The 19,310-nt window shown below is 25.2% G+C and carries 13 protein-coding genes and 1 pseudogene; 4 read left to right on the top strand and 10 right to left on the bottom strand.

Translation table 4 applies throughout. The annotated features are described in order from the left end of the window. Positions 1–100: 100 nt before the first annotated feature. From DMC14_RS01590 to DMC14_RS06135, 3 genes are all read left to right on the top strand, one after another. Entirely contained in the window at positions 101–1,084 is a 984-nt protein-coding gene (locus DMC14_RS01590; protein WP_116171492.1) for an ABC transporter ATP-binding protein, read from the top strand. Further along, a complete protein-coding gene (locus DMC14_RS01585) occupies positions 1,044–2,936 on the top strand; it encodes an ABC transporter permease (protein WP_116171491.1) in 1,893 nt (630 codons plus the stop codon). Before DMC14_RS01590 ends, DMC14_RS01585 begins: the two co-directional genes overlap by 41 nt. 96 nt (positions 2,937–3,032) lie before the next feature. Further along, positions 3,033–3,902, top strand: coding sequence for an ECF transporter S component (locus DMC14_RS06135; RefSeq protein WP_175393438.1), 870 nt, complete (start codon positions 3,033–3,035; stop codon positions 3,900–3,902). Between the two features lie 28 nt (positions 3,903–3,930). Here DMC14_RS06135 and DMC14_RS06130 read toward each other — a convergent pair whose 3' ends face one another. The 3 genes from DMC14_RS06130 to trmB all read right to left on the bottom strand — a co-directional run bounded on the left by DMC14_RS06130 (position 3,931) and on the right by trmB (position 9,670). Continuing rightward, the gene (locus DMC14_RS06130) at positions 3,931–5,907 is read right to left on the bottom strand and encodes a V-type ATP synthase subunit I domain-containing protein (RefSeq protein ID WP_116171490.1); all 1,977 of its coding nucleotides are present in this window, start codon (positions 5,905–5,907) and stop codon (positions 3,931–3,933) included. A gap of 273 nt (positions 5,908–6,180) precedes the next feature. After that, positions 6,181–8,934 carry a DNA gyrase subunit A gene (gyrA, locus tag DMC14_RS06125; RefSeq protein WP_116171489.1) on the bottom strand — a complete coding sequence of 918 codons (2,754 nt, stop codon included), beginning with the start codon at positions 8,932–8,934 and terminating at the stop codon, positions 6,181–6,183. A 130-nt stretch (positions 8,935–9,064) separates the two neighbouring features. Further along, positions 9,065–9,670 (bottom strand): tRNA (guanosine(46)-N7)-methyltransferase TrmB, encoded by a 606-nt coding sequence (trmB, locus tag DMC14_RS01565; protein ID WP_116171488.1) that lies wholly within the window; start codon positions 9,668–9,670, stop codon positions 9,065–9,067. 159 nt (positions 9,671–9,829) lie between these two features. Here trmB and DMC14_RS01560 point away from each other — a divergent pair, with 159 nt between their 5' ends. Continuing rightward, positions 9,830–10,444 carry a DUF402 domain-containing protein gene (locus DMC14_RS01560; RefSeq protein WP_175393437.1) on the top strand — a complete coding sequence of 205 codons (615 nt, stop codon included), beginning with the start codon at positions 9,830–9,832 and terminating at the stop codon, positions 10,442–10,444. A gap of 48 nt (positions 10,445–10,492) precedes the next feature. Here the strand turns inward: DMC14_RS01560 and DMC14_RS06120 are convergent, their stop codons facing one another. From DMC14_RS06120 to DMC14_RS06110, 7 genes and pseudogenes are all read right to left on the bottom strand, one after another. Next, positions 10,493–11,656, bottom strand: coding sequence for a hypothetical protein (locus tag DMC14_RS06120; protein WP_116171487.1), 1,164 nt, complete (start codon positions 11,654–11,656; stop codon positions 10,493–10,495). Beyond that, positions 11,650–11,754 carry a variable surface lipoprotein gene (locus tag DMC14_RS01550; protein WP_137412663.1) on the bottom strand — a complete coding sequence of 35 codons (105 nt, stop codon included), beginning with the start codon at positions 11,752–11,754 and terminating at the stop codon, positions 11,650–11,652. The genes DMC14_RS06120 and DMC14_RS01550 overlap by 7 nt, the downstream gene beginning before the upstream one ends. 343 nt (positions 11,755–12,097) lie before the next feature. Next, a pseudogene (locus DMC14_RS06620) lies at positions 12,098–13,103 on the bottom strand (IS30 family transposase). Between the two features lie 149 nt (positions 13,104–13,252). Further along, positions 13,253–15,454, bottom strand: coding sequence for an ATP-dependent zinc metalloprotease FtsH (ftsH, locus tag DMC14_RS01540; RefSeq protein WP_116171485.1), 2,202 nt, complete (start codon positions 15,452–15,454; stop codon positions 13,253–13,255). Positions 15,455–15,535: 81 nt separating this feature from the next. After that, positions 15,536–16,480: a tRNA lysidine(34) synthetase TilS gene (tilS, locus tag DMC14_RS06115; protein ID WP_116171484.1), complete on the bottom strand. Its 945-nt coding sequence runs from the start codon at positions 16,478–16,480 to the stop codon at positions 15,536–15,538. After that, positions 16,467–17,024, bottom strand: coding sequence for an aminoacyl-tRNA hydrolase (gene pth / locus DMC14_RS01530; RefSeq protein ID WP_116171483.1), 558 nt, complete (start codon positions 17,022–17,024; stop codon positions 16,467–16,469). Before pth ends, tilS begins: the two co-directional genes overlap by 14 nt. Position 17,025: 1 nt before the next feature. Further along, positions 17,026–19,293 (bottom strand): ATP-dependent DNA helicase, encoded by a 2,268-nt coding sequence (locus DMC14_RS06110; RefSeq protein ID WP_116171482.1) that lies wholly within the window; start codon positions 19,291–19,293, stop codon positions 17,026–17,028. Positions 19,294–19,310 lie beyond the last annotated feature (17 nt).

Genomic DNA, 19,310 nt, shown 5'->3' with positions numbered 1-19,310 from the left:
TATAAATAAAATTATGCAAATTAGTCTAAAAAAATTCATTTTTATAATAAAAAAGCTTTTAAAAGTTCTTAATTTTTAATTTTAGTATAATATTTTAATTATGAAACAAACTAGCAAAGAAGTAATTAATGAAGGTGTAGTAATTGAAATTAATAATTTTTCAAAAAAATTTAAAAAATTTCAAGCTATAAAAAACATAAGTTTTAATATTAAGCAAGGTAGTATACATGGTTTTATCGGTCCTAATGGATCAGGCAAAACAACAACCATAAAATCAATAATTGGAGCTTATCGTTCATTGCCAGGCCAAATAAAAATTTTAAATTTTAAACCCGGAAGTGAAAAAGCTAATAGATTAATAGGGTATATTCCCGAAAAAGCAAGTTTTCCAAAACACTTAAATACAATTGATTATTTAATAACAATGGCGACTTTTAGCGGCATTAAATTAAAAGAAGCTAAACAAAAGGCTTTGGATATATTAAAAAGCATTGGCTTAGAACAACATAAAAAAAGAAACCCAAACGAATTTTCTAGTGGAATGAAAAAGAAAATATTATTAGCCCAAGCTTTAATTATAGATCCTAAAATTCTTATATTGGATGAACCTGCAGCTAATTTAGATCCAGACGCAAGAAAAGAATTATTTGACAGTTTAATCGAACTTAGAAAACAAGGAAAATCTATTTTTATTTCTTCTCATATTTTAAGCGAATTGGAAAAAATTATTGATAGTGCAACTTTTATTTATAATGGAGATGTTTTATTTAGTGGAGAATTAAAAAATATATCAAAGTCTAAAAATAATTTATATATTAAGACTTCCAATAATTTAAAAACAAAAAAACTTTTAAAAGAAATTTTAAAATTAGAATCAGAAGGCGACTCAAAATCAGAGATTATAATTAAAGATGTTAATGAAAAACAAAAAAACGAAATAATTCAAATAATTTTAGAAAACAAAATAGTTTTACAATCATTAAGACATAATGATTTGCAATCATTTTATGATAGTTTAGTAGAACAATCACAAGGAGAGAGAGATGACAGTAATTTACAGAGATCAAATGCTGAAATATCTTAAGTCAATATCTACTTGAGTAATATCAGGAATAGGAATCTTGATTGTTGCAATGCTAACAGCTCTGGTGCCTTCCTTGGCAATAAAGGTAGGAACACCAAACGCGGAAATCAAATATTTAAGTATTGTAAGTGTTGTTCCGGTAGTAATGCTTTCATATTTAACAACATTTGTTACAATATATTCGGGTTTAAAGGCTGCAACAATGTGTAAGGACGAAATAGAAAATGGTAGTTTTTTAACAATAATTTCAAAGCCTATTTCAAGAACAAAAATTATTTTAAGTAAATGATTTGCTTTAATAACAATGATTATTGTTCATTTATTAATAGTTGTTGGAAGTTACGTAATTTTCATATATGCTTTTGATTTGGGTAAGAATTTTAAAGAACAATTAAGTATTATTAACAAAAAAACTTTAACTGATAACGTTTGAATAGACGCTAGCAAATTGTTTGGAATACTTTTATTATTATCAATGTTGTTTAGTTCAATAACATTATTAATTACAACAAAAGCTTCTTTATCGGCATCTATAGCTTCAACTGTTTTTATCGGTATTGCAATACCGATAACATCTGTTTTTGGGTCTTTTACACAAAAACAAGAATACAGAAAATTAAATAGTAGATATTTAGATAATATAAAGTTTATTATCTCTAATGCTAACAAAGAAATAGAAAAATCAAAATTAGGTAATGATAAATTTAAAATAGATAAGAATTCTGAAGTTTTTAAATCTTTTAAAAACTTGGGAAATGAAATAAATAATTATAAAACAATAGAATCTAAAAACTTTAAGAACAATTTATCAGAAGTAGGTTTTTTTACCAATGAAACCAACCCTTTTCATGTTACTAAATTTTTGGATTTAAATTATCAAAACAGAGTGCTTATAAAAAGTGCAGAAGACGAAGCGACATTTGGAACATCTTCCTTTATAGATAATTTAAGGGAAAACTTTGAAGCAAAAAATTATTATTACAAACCTATCAAAGAAGACAATTTATTTAAAGCTAATACTGAGTTAACAAAAGATATAGCCTTTAAAGAAAAACTTATTTCTTCTTTAAAAGATCTAGATAGTTTAAGAAACGCAGGATACAATCTATTATATAATTTTTTAAAAGAGTTATTTTCTCAAATACCTAGTGTGGCTTTAAATCTTATAGAATTAAATATAAACAAAGAAAACCTGTTATATATTGCTGCCACAATTGAAAACTATACCTCAGCACTTGCAACACCGGACCCAGATTTGAGCCAATCATTAATTGCAATAAAAAAAGCAGCAAATAAAAAAGAAGAAAATAAACTTACATTAAAATCGTTTTTACCTATATTTAAAACTTTTTTTGATAGTTATGAATCTAAAACAAAAAGTTTAAATACATATTTAAAAAATGTTTATGAAAACAAAGAATTGAATTATACAGCTATATTTTCTGTTTTGTTTGATAATTTATTAGAAAACAATTATGATGAAAATTTTAAAATTGATTCAAAATATAAATTATTGGTTAAAAATCTTTTATCAACATATTACAAATTAGAATCTCCTATTTCTGGTATTTTGTTTGATGATTATACTATTGAAAGCATTTCAAGAATATATAAAGTATCAGCTAAAAAACATCATTTTAATAGTAAAATTGACGAATTTATTATCACATCAAAAGATGACAAAATATTAAATAAAATTTATTCATTATATCAAACTAAAAATCATCATTTAGCAAAATTAACAAAAGAAAAATATATGAACAGAACAGTTAATTTAATTGTATACTCATTAATTACATTAATATTCACTTTTACAAGTGTATATATAATCACAAAACAAGATTTTCAATAATTTTTTAGAACAGCTTAGCTGTTCTTTTTTTGCATATAATATATAGAAATAATTTTGTTATAATTTTTATATTATTTTTTAAAAAAGGGGGGTATTATGATAATAACTTTTTTTCAAAGAATGAAAAGAAATATAAAAACTAAATCTTATCGTTTTTCAATATTTGAAATATCGCTTTTTGGTTTGTTGCTTGCTTTATATATTATTGCTTCTGTTATTGAAAGATATGTTTTTGTAGGAGCTTTCAATATTAGCATAACTTATGCTTTGTTTATAATTTTTGGATTAGCTTTGGGCCCATGAAAGGGCGCTTTTTTAGGAATTTTATGTGATACTATTAATCAAGTTATTTTTGGTATAAGTACTTGAATGCCCGAATATGCAATTATTCCAGTTCTCATAGCATTTTTATCTGGATTTTTATTTTTAGGTTTAACTAAAAATGAAAAAAATACTTGAATTTTTGGTTTTATTTTTTTAAGTCTATTAACAATTATTTTTATTGTCATATTAGCAACAAAATATGATTCTATACCCATTAGAGAAACTTCAATAAAAAGAAATAAAAATTTTAGTTTACAAGCGATTATAGCAATAGGATCTTTAGGAATTGGTTCAATATGACTAAGTGCCTTAGTATTTGTTATTATTTATAAAAAAACAAGAAGTTTAAAATCAAAATTTTCGGCACAAATATTATTTTCAATTTTGTTGACAGTTTTTGGAATTTTAATTATTACGAGATGGTTTTGAGGTCCTTTTGCGTATATAAATTACCATAATAGATTTAGAAGCGGAACTTGAACTTACCAAAAATATTATTTCTTTTTTATGATTCCAATAGTTTTTAAAAGTTTAATAGAAATACCTATATATACTGTAGTTATTTTTGCAATATACCCCGCAATAGTTATGCTGCGCCAAAAAATTGCTTTTAGTTCAAAAAGAACTCATACATATTTATAAATAAAAAGCTGAAAAACCCAGCTTTTATTTATTTAATTTTAAAATGTACTCAAAAGTTATTTGAAATAATTCCGTTTTTCTTATAAGATACAGGAACTAATCATTCTGTTTTTTTCTTATTAAATTCTGCTTTTGTAGGCTTAATTAATTCAAAACCTTCTGGTAATACTGAGTGATATTGCAATTTTGATAAATCAAAATTTTCTTTTGTATATTCGCCTTGATATGTTGGATTTACATGAAACCCTTTTAATTCTATTTCTTTATATAACTCATAACTTTTGAGTTTATTTTCACCATATTCATTTTGAACTAAATTTATTCTTGTTGAACTAAGTTTAGAATAATCCTTAGCCGCAATGTCGCTTAAACTTCCAAGAATTAATTTAAGAGATTTAACTTTTCCATCTTCTATAATTGGATTTGATAAAATGAACACATTTTGTGTATCTCTAAATGTTTTAGAAAATTGATATATAAATAACTCTGATTTTGTTTCATATTTTTCTTCATCATATACAAAATGTTGAGCTTTTAAAAAATTACTATTTTCAGAAATAATTAAATCTTGCACTTCTTTATTTAACAAATATGTTTTTGCTTTTTTAATTTGGGCTAAAAATCTTATATGATGGGGTGCACTTTGCGCAATATACTCATCTGAAGGGGTTGGAACAAAATCTACTAATTGAATTTTTTCATATTCTTTTTGGTCTGGTAAAGTAGACTCTGGGGCTTTTTGATCTTCTAGTGGTTCTTTACCTGCTTTTTTTCTTATTTCATTAAGTTCATCAATCCCAAGTTTAGCTAAGTTTATATTTAATTCTTTTGTTAATTTTGGACTTTCTGGTCAATTTTCAAATTTTACTTCAACCATAACTTTATTTTGGCCATCTTTTTGTTCAACATCTTTGAATACATATATTAATTGATTATTTTTTTTAGATAATCAATATGACTTATTTGTAAGCTTATGGTATTCTTTTCTTTCAATAAATGTTTTATCTTTTGAATAATAAGGATAAATTTCTACATCTTTTAATTGTGCTTCAAAATATGATATTTGTGCAGCTTCATCTAAAGAGTGAGGGTTAATAAAACCTTTTTTACCATATTCATTTTTATCGATTAAAACTTCTTTTGATTTTTTTAATTCTTTGTTTAATTTAAGAGATAAAGTAACATTAACTTTATATTCATTTTCATTTACTTTAATAAGGTTTGACAATTCATATTTGTAATTGTCATTATTATAATCTGTAACAACAAAATTTGGTTTTTGTTCGTAATTAAATAATTTGTTTGTTTCTAAAACATTTTGATATGCTTTCTCATCTAGAAATTTTACTTTTAAAACATTTAAATCATCTTCTAATTGTTTAAGTTGTTCTTGTTCTTTTTGAATTTGAGCATCTGTCTTTTTTCAACCTTTAAGTTCAAAAAATTGATTTTTACTATGTTCAAATTTTGTTTCTTTATTTCTTAATTTATAAATTATTGTAATATCCTGAGTTTCTTCATTTTTAACTGCTTTATAAAGTGAAAACTCGTATTCTTTAGCTAATTTTTTTTCTATTAAATTAATATCTGCTTCTGCTAATTTTATATTTTTAATATTTGGGTAGCTAAAAACTAATAATTCATTAGCTCTATTTAGTTTTTCCAAATCACTCAATGATTTAACATCATTTTCTTTTTTTTGTATTTCTTTTATAGCACTATCTAAAATATTTATAAAAGATTTCTTTTCTTCTATTGATTTAGATTCTTTAAAATATTTTTTAGCATTTTTAACTAAAACATCATAGTCTCCAATGTCTTTTTTAGTCAAACTAATTGATTCTTTGTTTATATTAAATAGACTTTCAAATTCTTTTATTTTAGTATCAAATTCTTTTTGTATTTTTTTATCTTCTTCACTTTGACAAGAAATAGCTATTATAGGCGATACTAATGTAGGCATAACTAAACCCACAGTTAATAAAATTTTTTTGTTTGTTCTCATATGTATAAATCTCCAAAATAAAAAAGGCTAACAAAAATGTAGCCTTCTTTGCTTTTCTTCTATATTTAAAATTTTTATAAAATTTTTGTTTGTTCTCATTTTTTCTGTTTTATTATAACATATTTTTAAAAAACAAAAAAACAAAAAAGCCTGTTTTGGCTTTTTTAATAAAACAACTATGCTTGTATTCTTGTAACAACTTTTTGGTGTTTAATTGAATACAATAAAATTATAATTTATTTAAAAATAGTTTTAGTTATTTTTTGAATTTTATTATTCTTCACTATCTTCTTTATTATTTTTTTGTATGTCTTCAATATTATATTCTCTAGTTACTTCTTCAATTTCGCTAGCTGTTAATTCTCTGTCTTCATTTTCTTCTGATTGATCAATAATTTTGGCAACCCCGACAATTGAAGCGTTACGTTTTTTAAGGTTAACCAATTTTACACCCTTTGTATTTCTACCAGTAACACTTACTTGATTTAATGAAAATCTAATAGTTAATCCGTCATCAGTAATAATAATCAAGCTTTCATTTCCTTTTACTAAACCTGAGTATGCCATTTCTCCGGCTTTAGATTCATTCAAAGCAATTACACCACGAGAATTTCTTCTTGTTTTTCTAAAATCACTAGCTAAAGATAATTTACCAAAACCATTAGCTCCAAGACTAAATATATATTTACCTTCTTGGGAAGTTGAAACAGAAACAACTCTTTCTTTTTTATTTAATTTAATACCAATAACACCTGATGCGCGTCTACTTTGTGCTGTAATATCAGAAATATCAAATCTACATACTTTAGAATTACTTGCAGCAATATATATTTCTTCGTCGTTGGTTGCAACTAAAGCATCAACCATTGAATCGCCTTCTTTAAGACCAAATGCAAATTTACCATTTTTATTAATTAATTTATATTGATTCAATCTAGTTTTTTTAACAATACCATTTTTAGTTACTGTCAATAGATATTTTTCTTGATCATAATCGTCATCATCAACACTTAAAACTTTAATAACTTTTTCATTTTTTCCTATTGCACTTATTATGTTGACAACCGGAACACCTTTTGATTGTTTTGTTCCTACAGGAATTTCATAACCCCTAACTCTATAAACTCTAGCATTTGAAGTAAATATCAATAAATCGGTATGTGTATTGGCTACAAGAATGTCTTGAATATCATCATCTTGGTAGGTTTTAGCAGTAGAAACACCTATACCGCCTCTTGATTGCTCTTTATATTCATTAATATCTAATCTCTTTAAATAACCTTTAGATGTGATTGTAATTACAACATCTTTCTTAGGTATTAAATCTTCATTATCAATATCAGACATTTCGTCTCAATTAATTTCAGATTTACGTTTATCACCAAAAGTTTCTTTAATTTCTTGTAATTCTTTAATTATTAAATTAATAAGTTCTTCTCTACTATTTAAAATTCTTCTATATTCAGCAATTCTTTCATGAACTTGTTCTAATTCTTCATTCATTTTTTCAATTGCCAAGCCTGTTAATCTTCCTAATCTCATGTCAACAATAGCTTTTGTTTGAATTTCTGTTAAACCAAACTCTTTTGCTAATGTTGTTTGGGCTTCTGTATCAGTTTTAGAATGTTTAATAATTTCAATAACTCTATCGATGTTTTCAACACAAATTTTTAGTCCTTCTAAAATATGTGCACGTGCTAAATCTTTTTCTAAGTCAAATTGCAATCTTCTTGTAACTACATTAATTTGGTGATCTAAGTAAACTTGTAAAGCAGATTTTAAATTTAATCTTTGTGGTTCATTATTTACCAAAGCCACCATATTAAATGAAAATCTAGTTTGAAATTCGGTTAATTTAAAAATTTTATTTAATATAACTTCTGGAACGTAAGTTTTTTTAACATCAATTACAACTCTAATTCCATCACGGTTAGACTCATCTCTAAAATCAGCTATACCTTCGATTTTTTTATCTTTAACTAAATTGCTTACACTTTCAATTAAACTAGATTTATTTTTACCATATGGTATCTCAGTTATTATTATTTTAGATTTACCATTATTCATTTCTTGAATTGTTGCTTTTGAACGAATTGTAACTCTACCAACTCCTGTTTCATAAGCTTTAATCAATCCTTCTTTATCAAAAATAATTCCACCAGTAGGAAAATCTGGTGCTTGTATATAGTTCATTAATTCACTTACTGTTATATCTGGATTTTTTGCTAATGCACAAACTCCATCAATAACTTCACCTAAGTTGTGTGGTGGTATGCTAGTTGCCATACCAACTGCAATACCATATGATCCAGAAACTAAAAGATTAGGAAATCTTGAAGGTAAAACAACTGGTTCTTTTTCAGTGCCATCATAATTATCAATAAAATCAACAGTATTCTTTTTAATTCCATCAACCATTGAACCCGCTATTTTAGACATTCTAGCTTCTGTATAACGCATTGCAGCAGCTGAATCACCATCAATAGAACCAAAGTTACCATGACCATCAATTAGTGGATAACGTAATGAAAAATCTTGTGCCATTCTAACCATTGCTTCATAAACAGAACTATCACCATGTGGGTGATATTTACCTAAAACATCCCCAACAATACGAGCAGATTTTTTATGTTGAACATTATAAAACATGCCAAGTTCGCTCATACCATATAAAATTCTTCTATGTACTGGTTTTAAACCATCCCTAGCGTCTGGCAAGGCACGAGCAACAATAACACTCATAGCATATTCTAGAAAAGAACTTTTCATAACAGTAGCTAAATCTGCTGGTTTTAAACCATCTTTTTCACTATCAAGTACCTGATTTTCAAGAATATAACCTTCTTTTTCTTGAGGAATTTCTTCTTCGTCTTCGTCTTTTTCTTCTATAGGATTGTCATCACGAAATACTCTTTCTATTTCATCTTCGACTTGGTAATAAATACTATCATCGTCTGTTTTAGATTGATTTTCTTTATTTTCTTCTTCGTCTTCTAGGTCAAATTCTTTATCTTCATCTAAAAGCATATATCCTCCAAAATAATATATTACAAAAAGTAATATATTAATTATACCAAAAAAATATAAAAAAGGCTTTTATAAGCCTATATAATAAGTTAAATTTTAAAAAACTAATTATTTAAATAAGATGCTTATTTTAAAAAGAAAAAGCTATAAAATAAATATTTTTACCTTCTTTTTTAAATTTTTCCTCGTAATCAGTTAAATAATTTTTAACAGGATAGTTAGTATCATAGAGATCTTTTGTTTGATATAAAATTTTTGCCTTATATTCTTTCAATTCTTCTAAAGCAAAATTATACAATCCTTCATTATCACTTTTAAAATAAACTATGCCATCTTTCGCTAAAATACTTTGATATTTTTTTAAAAAATCTCTATAAACCAATCTTCTCTTAAAGTGTCTTTTTTTAGGTCAAGGATCTGAAAAAGTTAATCATATAGTTTTTATTTTACCTATAAATATTTTGTCAAGATCATTAGCATCTGCAACTATTATTTGCATATTATCAATTTTTTTATTTTCTATTTTTTTTAATGCCGATAAAGCTGGAGTTGAATATTTTTCAATACCAATATAATGCTTTTGGGGATTATTTTCTGCTAACTCAGAAAGCATTTTCCCTTTGCCCATACCAATTTCTATAATATAATTATCATTTATTTCAAAGGGAAAATTTTGAATAAAAAAGGGACTTTTTTCCAATATATTAATAGCATTTTTATTATGTCTTAATCTCATATTTAAATATTTTATAGTATTGTTATGAAAATTATATTTTTTTTGTTTATAAGTATTTTAAACCATATACTTAGTTTGGGTTATAATTAAATTAGTAATTAATTAAATTAACATTTAATTTTTTATAAATTTATATATTATTTAAAAATATGGAGAAACATGAATTCCGATAAACAAATTAGAAGTTTTCATGATTTAATAGAACAAGAATCCACATATAAAAAAGAACTTCGAAAACCTAGAAAATTATTTGAAATGGGTCAAATTACTTCAATTCAAGCTTTTAAGTATGATGGAACGCTTTATCGACAGTATGAAGGTTGCAAAATTATTGCAAACCTAGATGATTTTGTCGTAGCTTTATTAATGAAAACTAAAGTTCAAGAAACTAATATTAATTGAGTAGTTTCCATACCTATGTTATTTTTCTTTGCTAAAAATAGATTTTACAATGCTTCAATTACATTAAATGAAAATGGATTAAATCATATTTATATAAACCTAGCTAGTCCTTTCTATATAGATAATCAAGTTATTAAATATATAGATTTTGATTTGGATATCAAATGCTATAACGAAACGGATTTTAATGTAATAGATTGACAAGATTTTAAGCAATCTATTACAAATTACAATTATCCATTAAAACTAATATATCGTTTGTATAATGAATTAGATTTTCTAGAAGAGCAAAGAAGACTAAAAAGAGGTATATTTTCAAAGAAACTTATTCAAGATATTAAAAAAATATTAATAAATTCAGGTGATATTTAAACCTGAATTTTTATATAAAAAAAGCAAACTTAAGGTTTGCTTAATTAATTATTCAATTGTAACTACAGTTGAAACTTCTTCAGTTCCTAATTTATGATTGCCAGTTTTATCGTATAAAGCACCTTTATATTTTAATGTAACTTTAATTTTTGTTCCTTCTTCAACAACTTCATAATCAATTTTTGAATTTATATATGTTTTATTATTTTTTTCATAAGTATTTTCAGTTGAATTCATTAATTGATATTTTGAAAAAATAGATTTGTCTTTTGGGCTAAAAATTCTATCAGCACTAGGTAAGTTTTTTCAATCTGGAAATTTTCCTGTTAAAACTCTTATAATATCCTTATTCTTATAGTCATAATATAAATCAATTTTTTTATTTTTAAAATCGCCTTTTAATGCTGTTTTTAATTCTTCTGTATTAATTGTAGATGAAATTTGATATTGATCTACTGTTGTTTTGACTCAATCATTAATTTCCTTAATTTCATTTCCTGCAGGTGGATTTTCGGGACTTGGGGTGTCTTTAGGAACAACTGCATTTAAAGTAACTTTAGATTGACCTACTTTGGTTGAAATGGTATGATCGCCATCTTTGTTATATGTTGCTACTTTAAATTTGATGGTAACTTCTAATTCTATTTCTTTATTGTCACCATTTATTGTTTCTTTTTTAACAACTGTTTCAAATTCTAATTTTGTTGATAGATTTGTTTTCCCATCTTTTTGCCATGTTGGATTAGTTGGATTTACTAATTGTGTTCCACCAATTTTTGCTTTAGCTTCCTCTTTTAAAGTAAATGCTACATCCTTATCTGTTAATTCTTTTCATTTTGGATTTTTACCACTTTCAGTTTTAATAACTCTTTTATTCGTTCTGTCATATCACAAATCAATTTGTTTTTTAAATATTGAAACAGAATTTTCTGCTAGTTGATTTTGGGCATTATCAGCTACAAAAATATCTTTTAACTCTTCAACTATTTTATCTTCATTAGATTTTTGAGTGTCTGTTTTTCCATTTTTTGCTTTAATATCTGCAACGGTTTTGTTAAATGTTTCTCTAATTTTTTTAAAGTCTTCGTTTGTTGTGGCTCATAGTTTTGCTTTTTCTGCTGTGGCTATAGCTTCATTTATCGCAATTTTAGAAGCATTTGTTACATCTTTTTGATTTAATCATTCTTTAGCAGATTTAATATCAGCTAACAATTTTTTTCTTCGGTATTTGTACAAGATATGGCAACTAATGGAGTTGCTAATGCTAATGATCCTGATAAAGGTAATAAAATTTTTAAACTTTTTTTCATATTTCTCCTATTTTTATCTTTTGGTAAAATTATTTAACTATAACTTTTTTTACATATAAATTATATAAAATATAATAATATATTAATTATTAAATAAAAATAATTAAAAGAAGAAGAAGAAAATTTTTACAAAAAAATAGGGTTAAACCCTATTCCTTAAATGAAATATCAAGTGCAACACATAATTGTGCTTGATGTTTTTATTATATATTTAAAATTTTAAAGTTTGTAAAAATATATGTTTTTTTTGTTTTTATGTATTTTTTAAACAATTTAAATAAACAAAAAACACCGTTTATTCGGTAGAAATAAATTCTAATTTATTTATTTGTTAATTATTAGCTTAGATGTAATTTTCTTTTAAAAATAGTTCTTTTGAAGATTTTCAACCAAGTATTTCTCTTGGCATTTCATTTATTTTATTTGAAATATTTTGTAACGTTTCAATGTTGATTGTATTAAAGTTAAAACCTTTTTTATATTCCCTTCTAATTAAACCATTTCAATTTTCATTTGAACCACGTTGAAATGATGCATAAGGTTCAGCTCGATAAATTTTTATTTTTAATCATTTGGCTAATATTCCTATTTTTTCAAATTCTATACCATTGTCAATTGTTATACTTTTAACAATTAAACTATTTTCTTTTATTAGCTTGCGTAGTTGAGTATTAATTTCATAACCTGATTTACTTAAAACAAATGTTGCAAAGCCTATTCTTGTTTTTCGTTCTGTTAAAGTTAAAATATTTCTGAAACCAGTGCTGCGCTTGCCAATTACTAGATCAGCTTCTCAATGACCATATTCTTGTCTTAAATCTATAGATTTAGGTCTAGTTCAAATCGGAAAAACATAGCTAGCGCTTGTAACTAATCTGCTTACAACTGAAGCTGTTCGTTTGCCGCCCTTTTTATAAAAACCTCTTAATCTATTATGTTTTTTTAATTGTTCATTGATTACTTTTTATCCAATTAAAAACAGTTCTTAGCGATGGTAATTTAATTTTAAAATTAGTTTTAATATAATGATATGTTGATTTTATACCAAAAAACTTTTTGTCATATTTTTGAATAAAAATGTTAGTAAATTCTTTATAGCTAAAATTAACATTAAATCTAAACATATATTTATGAGAATGTCTTTTAAACGATTTTATATTTGCTGCACAAGAATCATAATTTCCAGTTAAATCAAGATTTCTTTTTATTTCTCTAGAAATGGTTGAAGGACTTCTGCGTAATCGTCTAGCAATTTTTCGTATTGAATAGCCATTATCCATTAATTTTTTGATAAAAAATCTTTCTTCATAAGAAATGTGAAAATATTTTTTAAATGCTTTATAATTCATATTAGGTCTCCTTAGGTGTTTTTTGTGAGGCCTTTTTTTATTTTTTTAAGTAGAAAAAAATTCAAGCAACCTCACACTAATATTTTATCAATAAAGTGTTGCACTTGAATTTTCAATTCAGCAATAGGGTTAAACCCTATTTTATATAATTATTTTTTGTCGCTTTTTTTATCATCTTTTGACTCATCTTCGTTTGAATCTTTAATAGAGTGTTTTTTTAATTCAGAATCTAAATCTTTTTTATATTTATCTTTAGTAATTTTCTTTTTGCCAGATACTTCATTAAATAAAACATCAAAATCTTGTTCAGAATATTCTTCTTTTAATGATTCTTTTGTTTTGGTAATAGCTTCTGGTAATTTCATATTTTTTGCTATATATTCAATTTCTTCAGCTACTATAGTTTCTTTAATAATTAAGGCATCTTTTATTAATTCTAATAACTCACGATTTTCCGAAATAATTTGATGTGCTTTTTTCTCGGCAGTTAAAATTATTTTTCTAATTTCTTCATCAATTTCTTGACCAACCTTGCTTGAAAATGAAGCATTTTTCATATAGTCTCTACCTAAAAATGGATTAGAAGTATCTTCTTCATATTTAATAGGACCTAAATCAGATAAACCTCATTCAGTTACCATTCTTCTAGCTAAGGTAGTTGCTCTAGAAATATCATCACTGGCTCCAGTTGAAACATTATCTTTTCCATAAATAATAGCTTCGGCAACTCTACCACCCATAAATGAAGTAATAATCGCAATTAATTCAGATTTTGAACGATTATATTTCTCTTCTTCAGGCATCATTAAATTATAACCACCTGCTTGTCCACGAGGTATAATGGTAATTTTTTGAACCTTATTACCACCTTTTAATTTAATACCTACAACAGCATGCCCGGCTTCATGGTAAGCAACAGCAATGTTTTCTTTTTCTGAAATTGTTCTAGATTTTTTAGCTGGGCCTGACATAACTCTATCTATTGCTTCATCAATTTGTTCTAATGTTATAAATTTAGATCTTTCTCTAACACTTAACAATGAAGCTTCATTTATAACATTTTCTAATTGAGCACCTGAGAACCCTGGTGTTCTTCTTGCTATTTGGGCAAAATTAATTTTTGGATCGATTTGTTTGCCCCGAGAATGTAATTTTAAAATTGCTTCTCTTTCTTTAATATCTGGTAAAGAAACAGTAATAATTCTATCAAAACGTCCTGGTCTCAATAAGGCCGGGTCTAATACATCGGATCTATTGGTAGCAGCCATTATTAGAATGCCGCTATTTTCCTTAATACCATCCATTTCAACTAATAATTGGTTAAGTGTTTGTTCTCTTTCATCATTTCCACCACCAATACCAGCTCCTCTAGATCTTCCAACTGCATCTAATTCATCAATAAAAATTATTGCGGGTGCGTTTTTACGAGCTTCTTCAAACATGTCTCTAACACGCTTAGCACCTAACCCAACAAACATTTCCACAAAGTTTGAAGCAGAAATAAAGAAGAATGGTACGTTTGCTTCACCAGCAGTTGCTTTAGCTAATAAAGTTTTACCTGTTCCTGGAGGGCCACCCAATAAGATACCTTTAGGTATTCTAGCTCCTGCAGCGTCATATTTTTTAGGATTTTTTAAATAATCAACTAATTCAATAACTTCTTCTTTAACTTCTTCATTTCCAGCAACATCTGAAAATCTTTTATCTGTATAAACTCTTTGAGCTAAAGATTTTCCACCAAAACCAGTTAATTCTCCTCCCAATCCTCTCTTTGAATACATTCTTAAGCTCATAAGAAGAGCAATAATTAAAACTCCAAAGAAAACAAAGCTAATAGCTGGACTTATATATTTATCATAAATTCCTGCTTTTGGAATAGGAGTTGCACTTATTATACCTTGGCCTCCTGTATGTGTTGCAGCATTCTTAAGAACTGTAAGATAATCTATTGCTCCGCCTGCTCATCCAATTATTGCTTTAGGTAATTCTCTTTCAATTAATCCACTGACATTAACTGTAAAGGAATAAGTTGTGTAAGGATAATTTATATTTCCAATTAAACCTTGCAATTCAGCCTGAGTTCCATTAATTGTAATTGAAATTGTGTCACCATAAGTATTTTCTATTCATTGTGAAATATATAATGAATCTGTTGTACTTTTTGTAGTTTCTTTAATTACTTTTTCTAAAAATTGCAAATCTTGATACTGTATAGAAGCAGCTCTAATTTGATCAATTGCTATCATTATTAAAACAATAAGTGCAACAATACCAATAAAAATACCAACAATACCTAAAAGACCAAGTCTTCTTTTTTCTTTTGGTTGTTTTGGTCTATCGTTTTTATCCATAATATGGTCCTTTCTTAATAATATGTATTTATTAACTTATACTAATCGATAATTTAATAATAATAAATTATAAATAAAAAATTAGTTTTCTTTAATTTTTAATAAACTGTCTTCTTTATAAACAAAGGCATGATCAGACAGTTTAAACATTTTATAGTTTTTTTCTGAATTTATAAATTTTTTTAGAAGTTCTATTTTATTATGGCTCAAAGTTATGTTTTTTGTATTTTTATGTATAAATAAAAATAAAATTTCATTTATATACTTATGGGTTAAATTAATTTTTTTATAATTAAAATTATTTTTAGCAAATTTGAAATATTCTTTATCAATTACTAAAAATTTTTCTTTTAATTTATTATTAATATTTATCATTGAATTAAATAAAATATTTTTTTCTTCAATTGTATTTTTTTTCAATTGAATTCTTATTTTGTTTCTAGTATAAATTGGTTGGTCGTTTGTAGAATCTATAGCATATTCAATTTTGTTTTTATCACAAAAATCTTTAATTTCGCTTTTATATCACAAATTAATCATTGGTCTAAAAATATTCATTCCACTTACTTGAGAATTTATTAAAATGCCATATTGTCTAGGTTGTCTATTAGATTGTTTTTGAAACAAAAAAGTTTCTAAACTATCATCTTTATGATGGGCTAAAATTAAATAATCAACACCATATTTATCATATAATTTTTTATAAAAATCATATCTTTCAATACGAGCTATTTCTTGAAAATTACCTTTTTGGTTTTCTTCGTGTTTTAGAACTAAAACTTCATAATTTATTTTATTTAATTTACAATAGTCTTCTACAATTTTTTGATCTTTTCAAGCATCCTCTCTTTTATTATAGTTAACAGTTGCAACATAAATATCTAAATCTTTAAGTAAGCTTAAAAGCCACATTGAATCTGGGCCTCCACTTACTCCAATAATAAATTTTGAATTCAAATTGATTTTATATTTTTCAAATTCTTTATAAAGTTGTTGTTTTAATTTTAGAATATTATTGTTCTCCATATTTTTTATTAGAATACTTATTCATTACATAACGAATGTCATTGTTTATATATTGAATAATTGCTTCTACTACCTCATCTATTGCTTTTTCTATAATTTTAGAATCTTCAAAACTAAATTTACCTAAAACAAAATTTATTAAATTCTCGTCTCTTCCAATACCCATTTTTATTCTTTTAATTTCATTGGTATCAAGGTTGTTAATAATACTTTTTACTCCATTATGGCCGCCGGCTGAACCTTGTTGACGAATTATAATTTTGCCTAATTCAGTATCTATATCATCATAAACTAGAAGGATATCATCAACATTTATATTGTAATAATCAACAATATCTTTAACAAATTCACCGCTATTATTCATATAAGTTAATGGCTTAGCAAGTATCATTTCCTTGTCTTTAAAATATATACCATTAAATTTTTTAATAGTCATTGGAGCTTTTAATTTCTGAGAAAGTTTATCCAAAACCATAAACCCAACATTATGTCTAGTTTTTTCATATTCTTTTCCAGGATTACCTAAACCTACAATTAATTTCATATTATTTCCTTCTTTCTCACAAATATTGAATATTAGTTATTCTTTTAGAATCATCATCTTTTTCTATACCAAATCTTAAAGCGTTTTTTTCGCCAATAATAACACTGTATTGTTTTGCTCTTGTTATTGCTGTATATATTAGTTTTTTGCTTAATAATTTTTTTGCTTCTGAAAATAATACTACAATAACAGCCTTACACTCACTACCCTGGTACTTATGCACACTTGTGCAATAAGCGGGATAGGTGTTTTCTAGAAATTCTGCTCTTGAATAAACTACTGTTTTTTCATCGCCCTCAAAATCAACTGATATATGAGTTAATCTTTTTTCACTAGAAGTTTCTGCTTTTGAGAATGTAAACCTAGAAATAAAGCCTATTTCTCCATTAAAGACTTTCATTTTTGAATCATTAATTAAATTGATTACTTTGTCACCTATAGAAAAAGAGTGATCTTTATATTTTATAATTTCAGCTTGTTCTTTTTTTCTATAAAAACTATTTAAAGCATTATTAAGTTCATCTATGCCTGTATCATATTTATACATTGGGCTTAACACTGCTATATCTTGTTTATCAAAACCTTTTTCTAAAAGTTCTTTTACTTTTTTTAATAGTTCGTCCTTTAAATGTTCTCTTTTACATTCTATTAGTTGGGAATTAGAACCTTTAAAACTAGGCATTTTTCCTTCATTAATTTTTAAAGCATCACTAACTATTTCATAATTTTCTGATTGTCTATATATTTTTGTTAAAGAGATAGTTTTAAATATATTTGATTGAATAAAATCATTAATTAAATAACCACTACCTATCGCAGGCAATTGATCTTTATCACCAACTAAAATTATTTTTTTAAGTGACTTACGAGTTATTCCTCTCATTAAAGAATAAAACAATTCAAGTGGAACCATAGAAAATTCATCTATTATTAAACATTCTATAGAAATTGGATTTTTTTCATTTACATAAAACTTATTATTATCTGGGTCTCATTGTAACAAACTATGTATTGTTTGGGCTTTTGTGGTATTTTGCTTTGCATTAATATTAATTGTAGCTCTTCCTGTTGGCGTCAAAACTGCAATATCTTCTTTTTGATATTTAGTTAGCAAATGATTTATTATTTCATTGGTTATTAATGTTTTTCCCGTACCAGGGTTACCTGTTATTAATACCAATTTGTCATCTAGTGCTGCTTTTATTGCCTCAGCTTGAATTTCATGAAACGCCATAGAAGGAGAATAATTTATATTAAAAGATACCTTTAAATCTTCAATATGGCTTAGTCTTTTAATAATATACTTTTCCATATATATTAAATCTCTAGTAGTTAAATAAATCCCATCTTCATATTCTAATTCTATTAAAAGTCTTTGCTCTAACAACATGTTTTTAGCTTTTTCAAACTCTTTTTCTTCCTTAATTAAATTAATATCAAAACTAGAATTTATTATTTCATGAAAAAAATTTTCTTTTTTTATTCTAGTATTACCAGTATTAAAAAAATATTGTTGAACAAATTGATATAAATAAGTAGAATCTTTATGTTTTTTAGCATCTTTATTAAAATAATTTACTATTTTATCTAGATCAGACAATCTAACTCTATATTCTTCATCAACATCAAAATAATATTGATAAGGATTAGATTGATATTCTTTTAAAAATTCTTCTAAGTTACTAAATTTTTTAGTGATTCTTTTATAAAAAACTAAACTTACATTTATTTTAAAAAGCAGGGCTACATCTTTCAAATAATTTAAATTATCTTTAATTATCGATTTTATTAAAACTCATTCCTCGTTTTTAATACCATAAGTCTCGCCTTGAACAATATTTTTTGAGTCAATTATTTTGCCAAAAACATCTTCTTTAAGTTCAGATACTAATAAATTTGCTTTAGAATCTAATAAATTTTTAAACATAGGCAATTTTAAAACTTTTACTAAATAGTTAAAATTTTCTGAATTTTCTTCTTTAGCAGGCAAAATGGCTACATTATAATCTATGTTGTAACTATCTTGATATTTTGATAAATTATTTTTAAGGACAAAAATTTCATATGTTGCATCATTTAAAATTAAACTCAAACCTTTAAAAAGATTGTCTCTTAAAGTTATTGATATTGAACCATATTTATTTACTTGAACAGGTCTTAAATCATCGTTTTTTATAACAAAAAAAGCAGCAATTATAGTTTTGCTATCTTTAGATTGTCATAATATTTTGGTAAATTTGCCAGTTATTTTCGATGATTCATTTTCCATATCTTTTAAATTGTAAC

This window comes from Metamycoplasma phocicerebrale, from assembly GCF_003383595.3.
Lineage (GTDB): Bacteria > Bacillota_I > Bacilli_A > Mycoplasmatales > Metamycoplasmataceae > Metamycoplasma > Metamycoplasma phocicerebrale.
The sequence above is the reverse complement of the archived record's forward strand: the minus strand, read 5'-3'. Positions and strand labels throughout refer to the sequence as shown.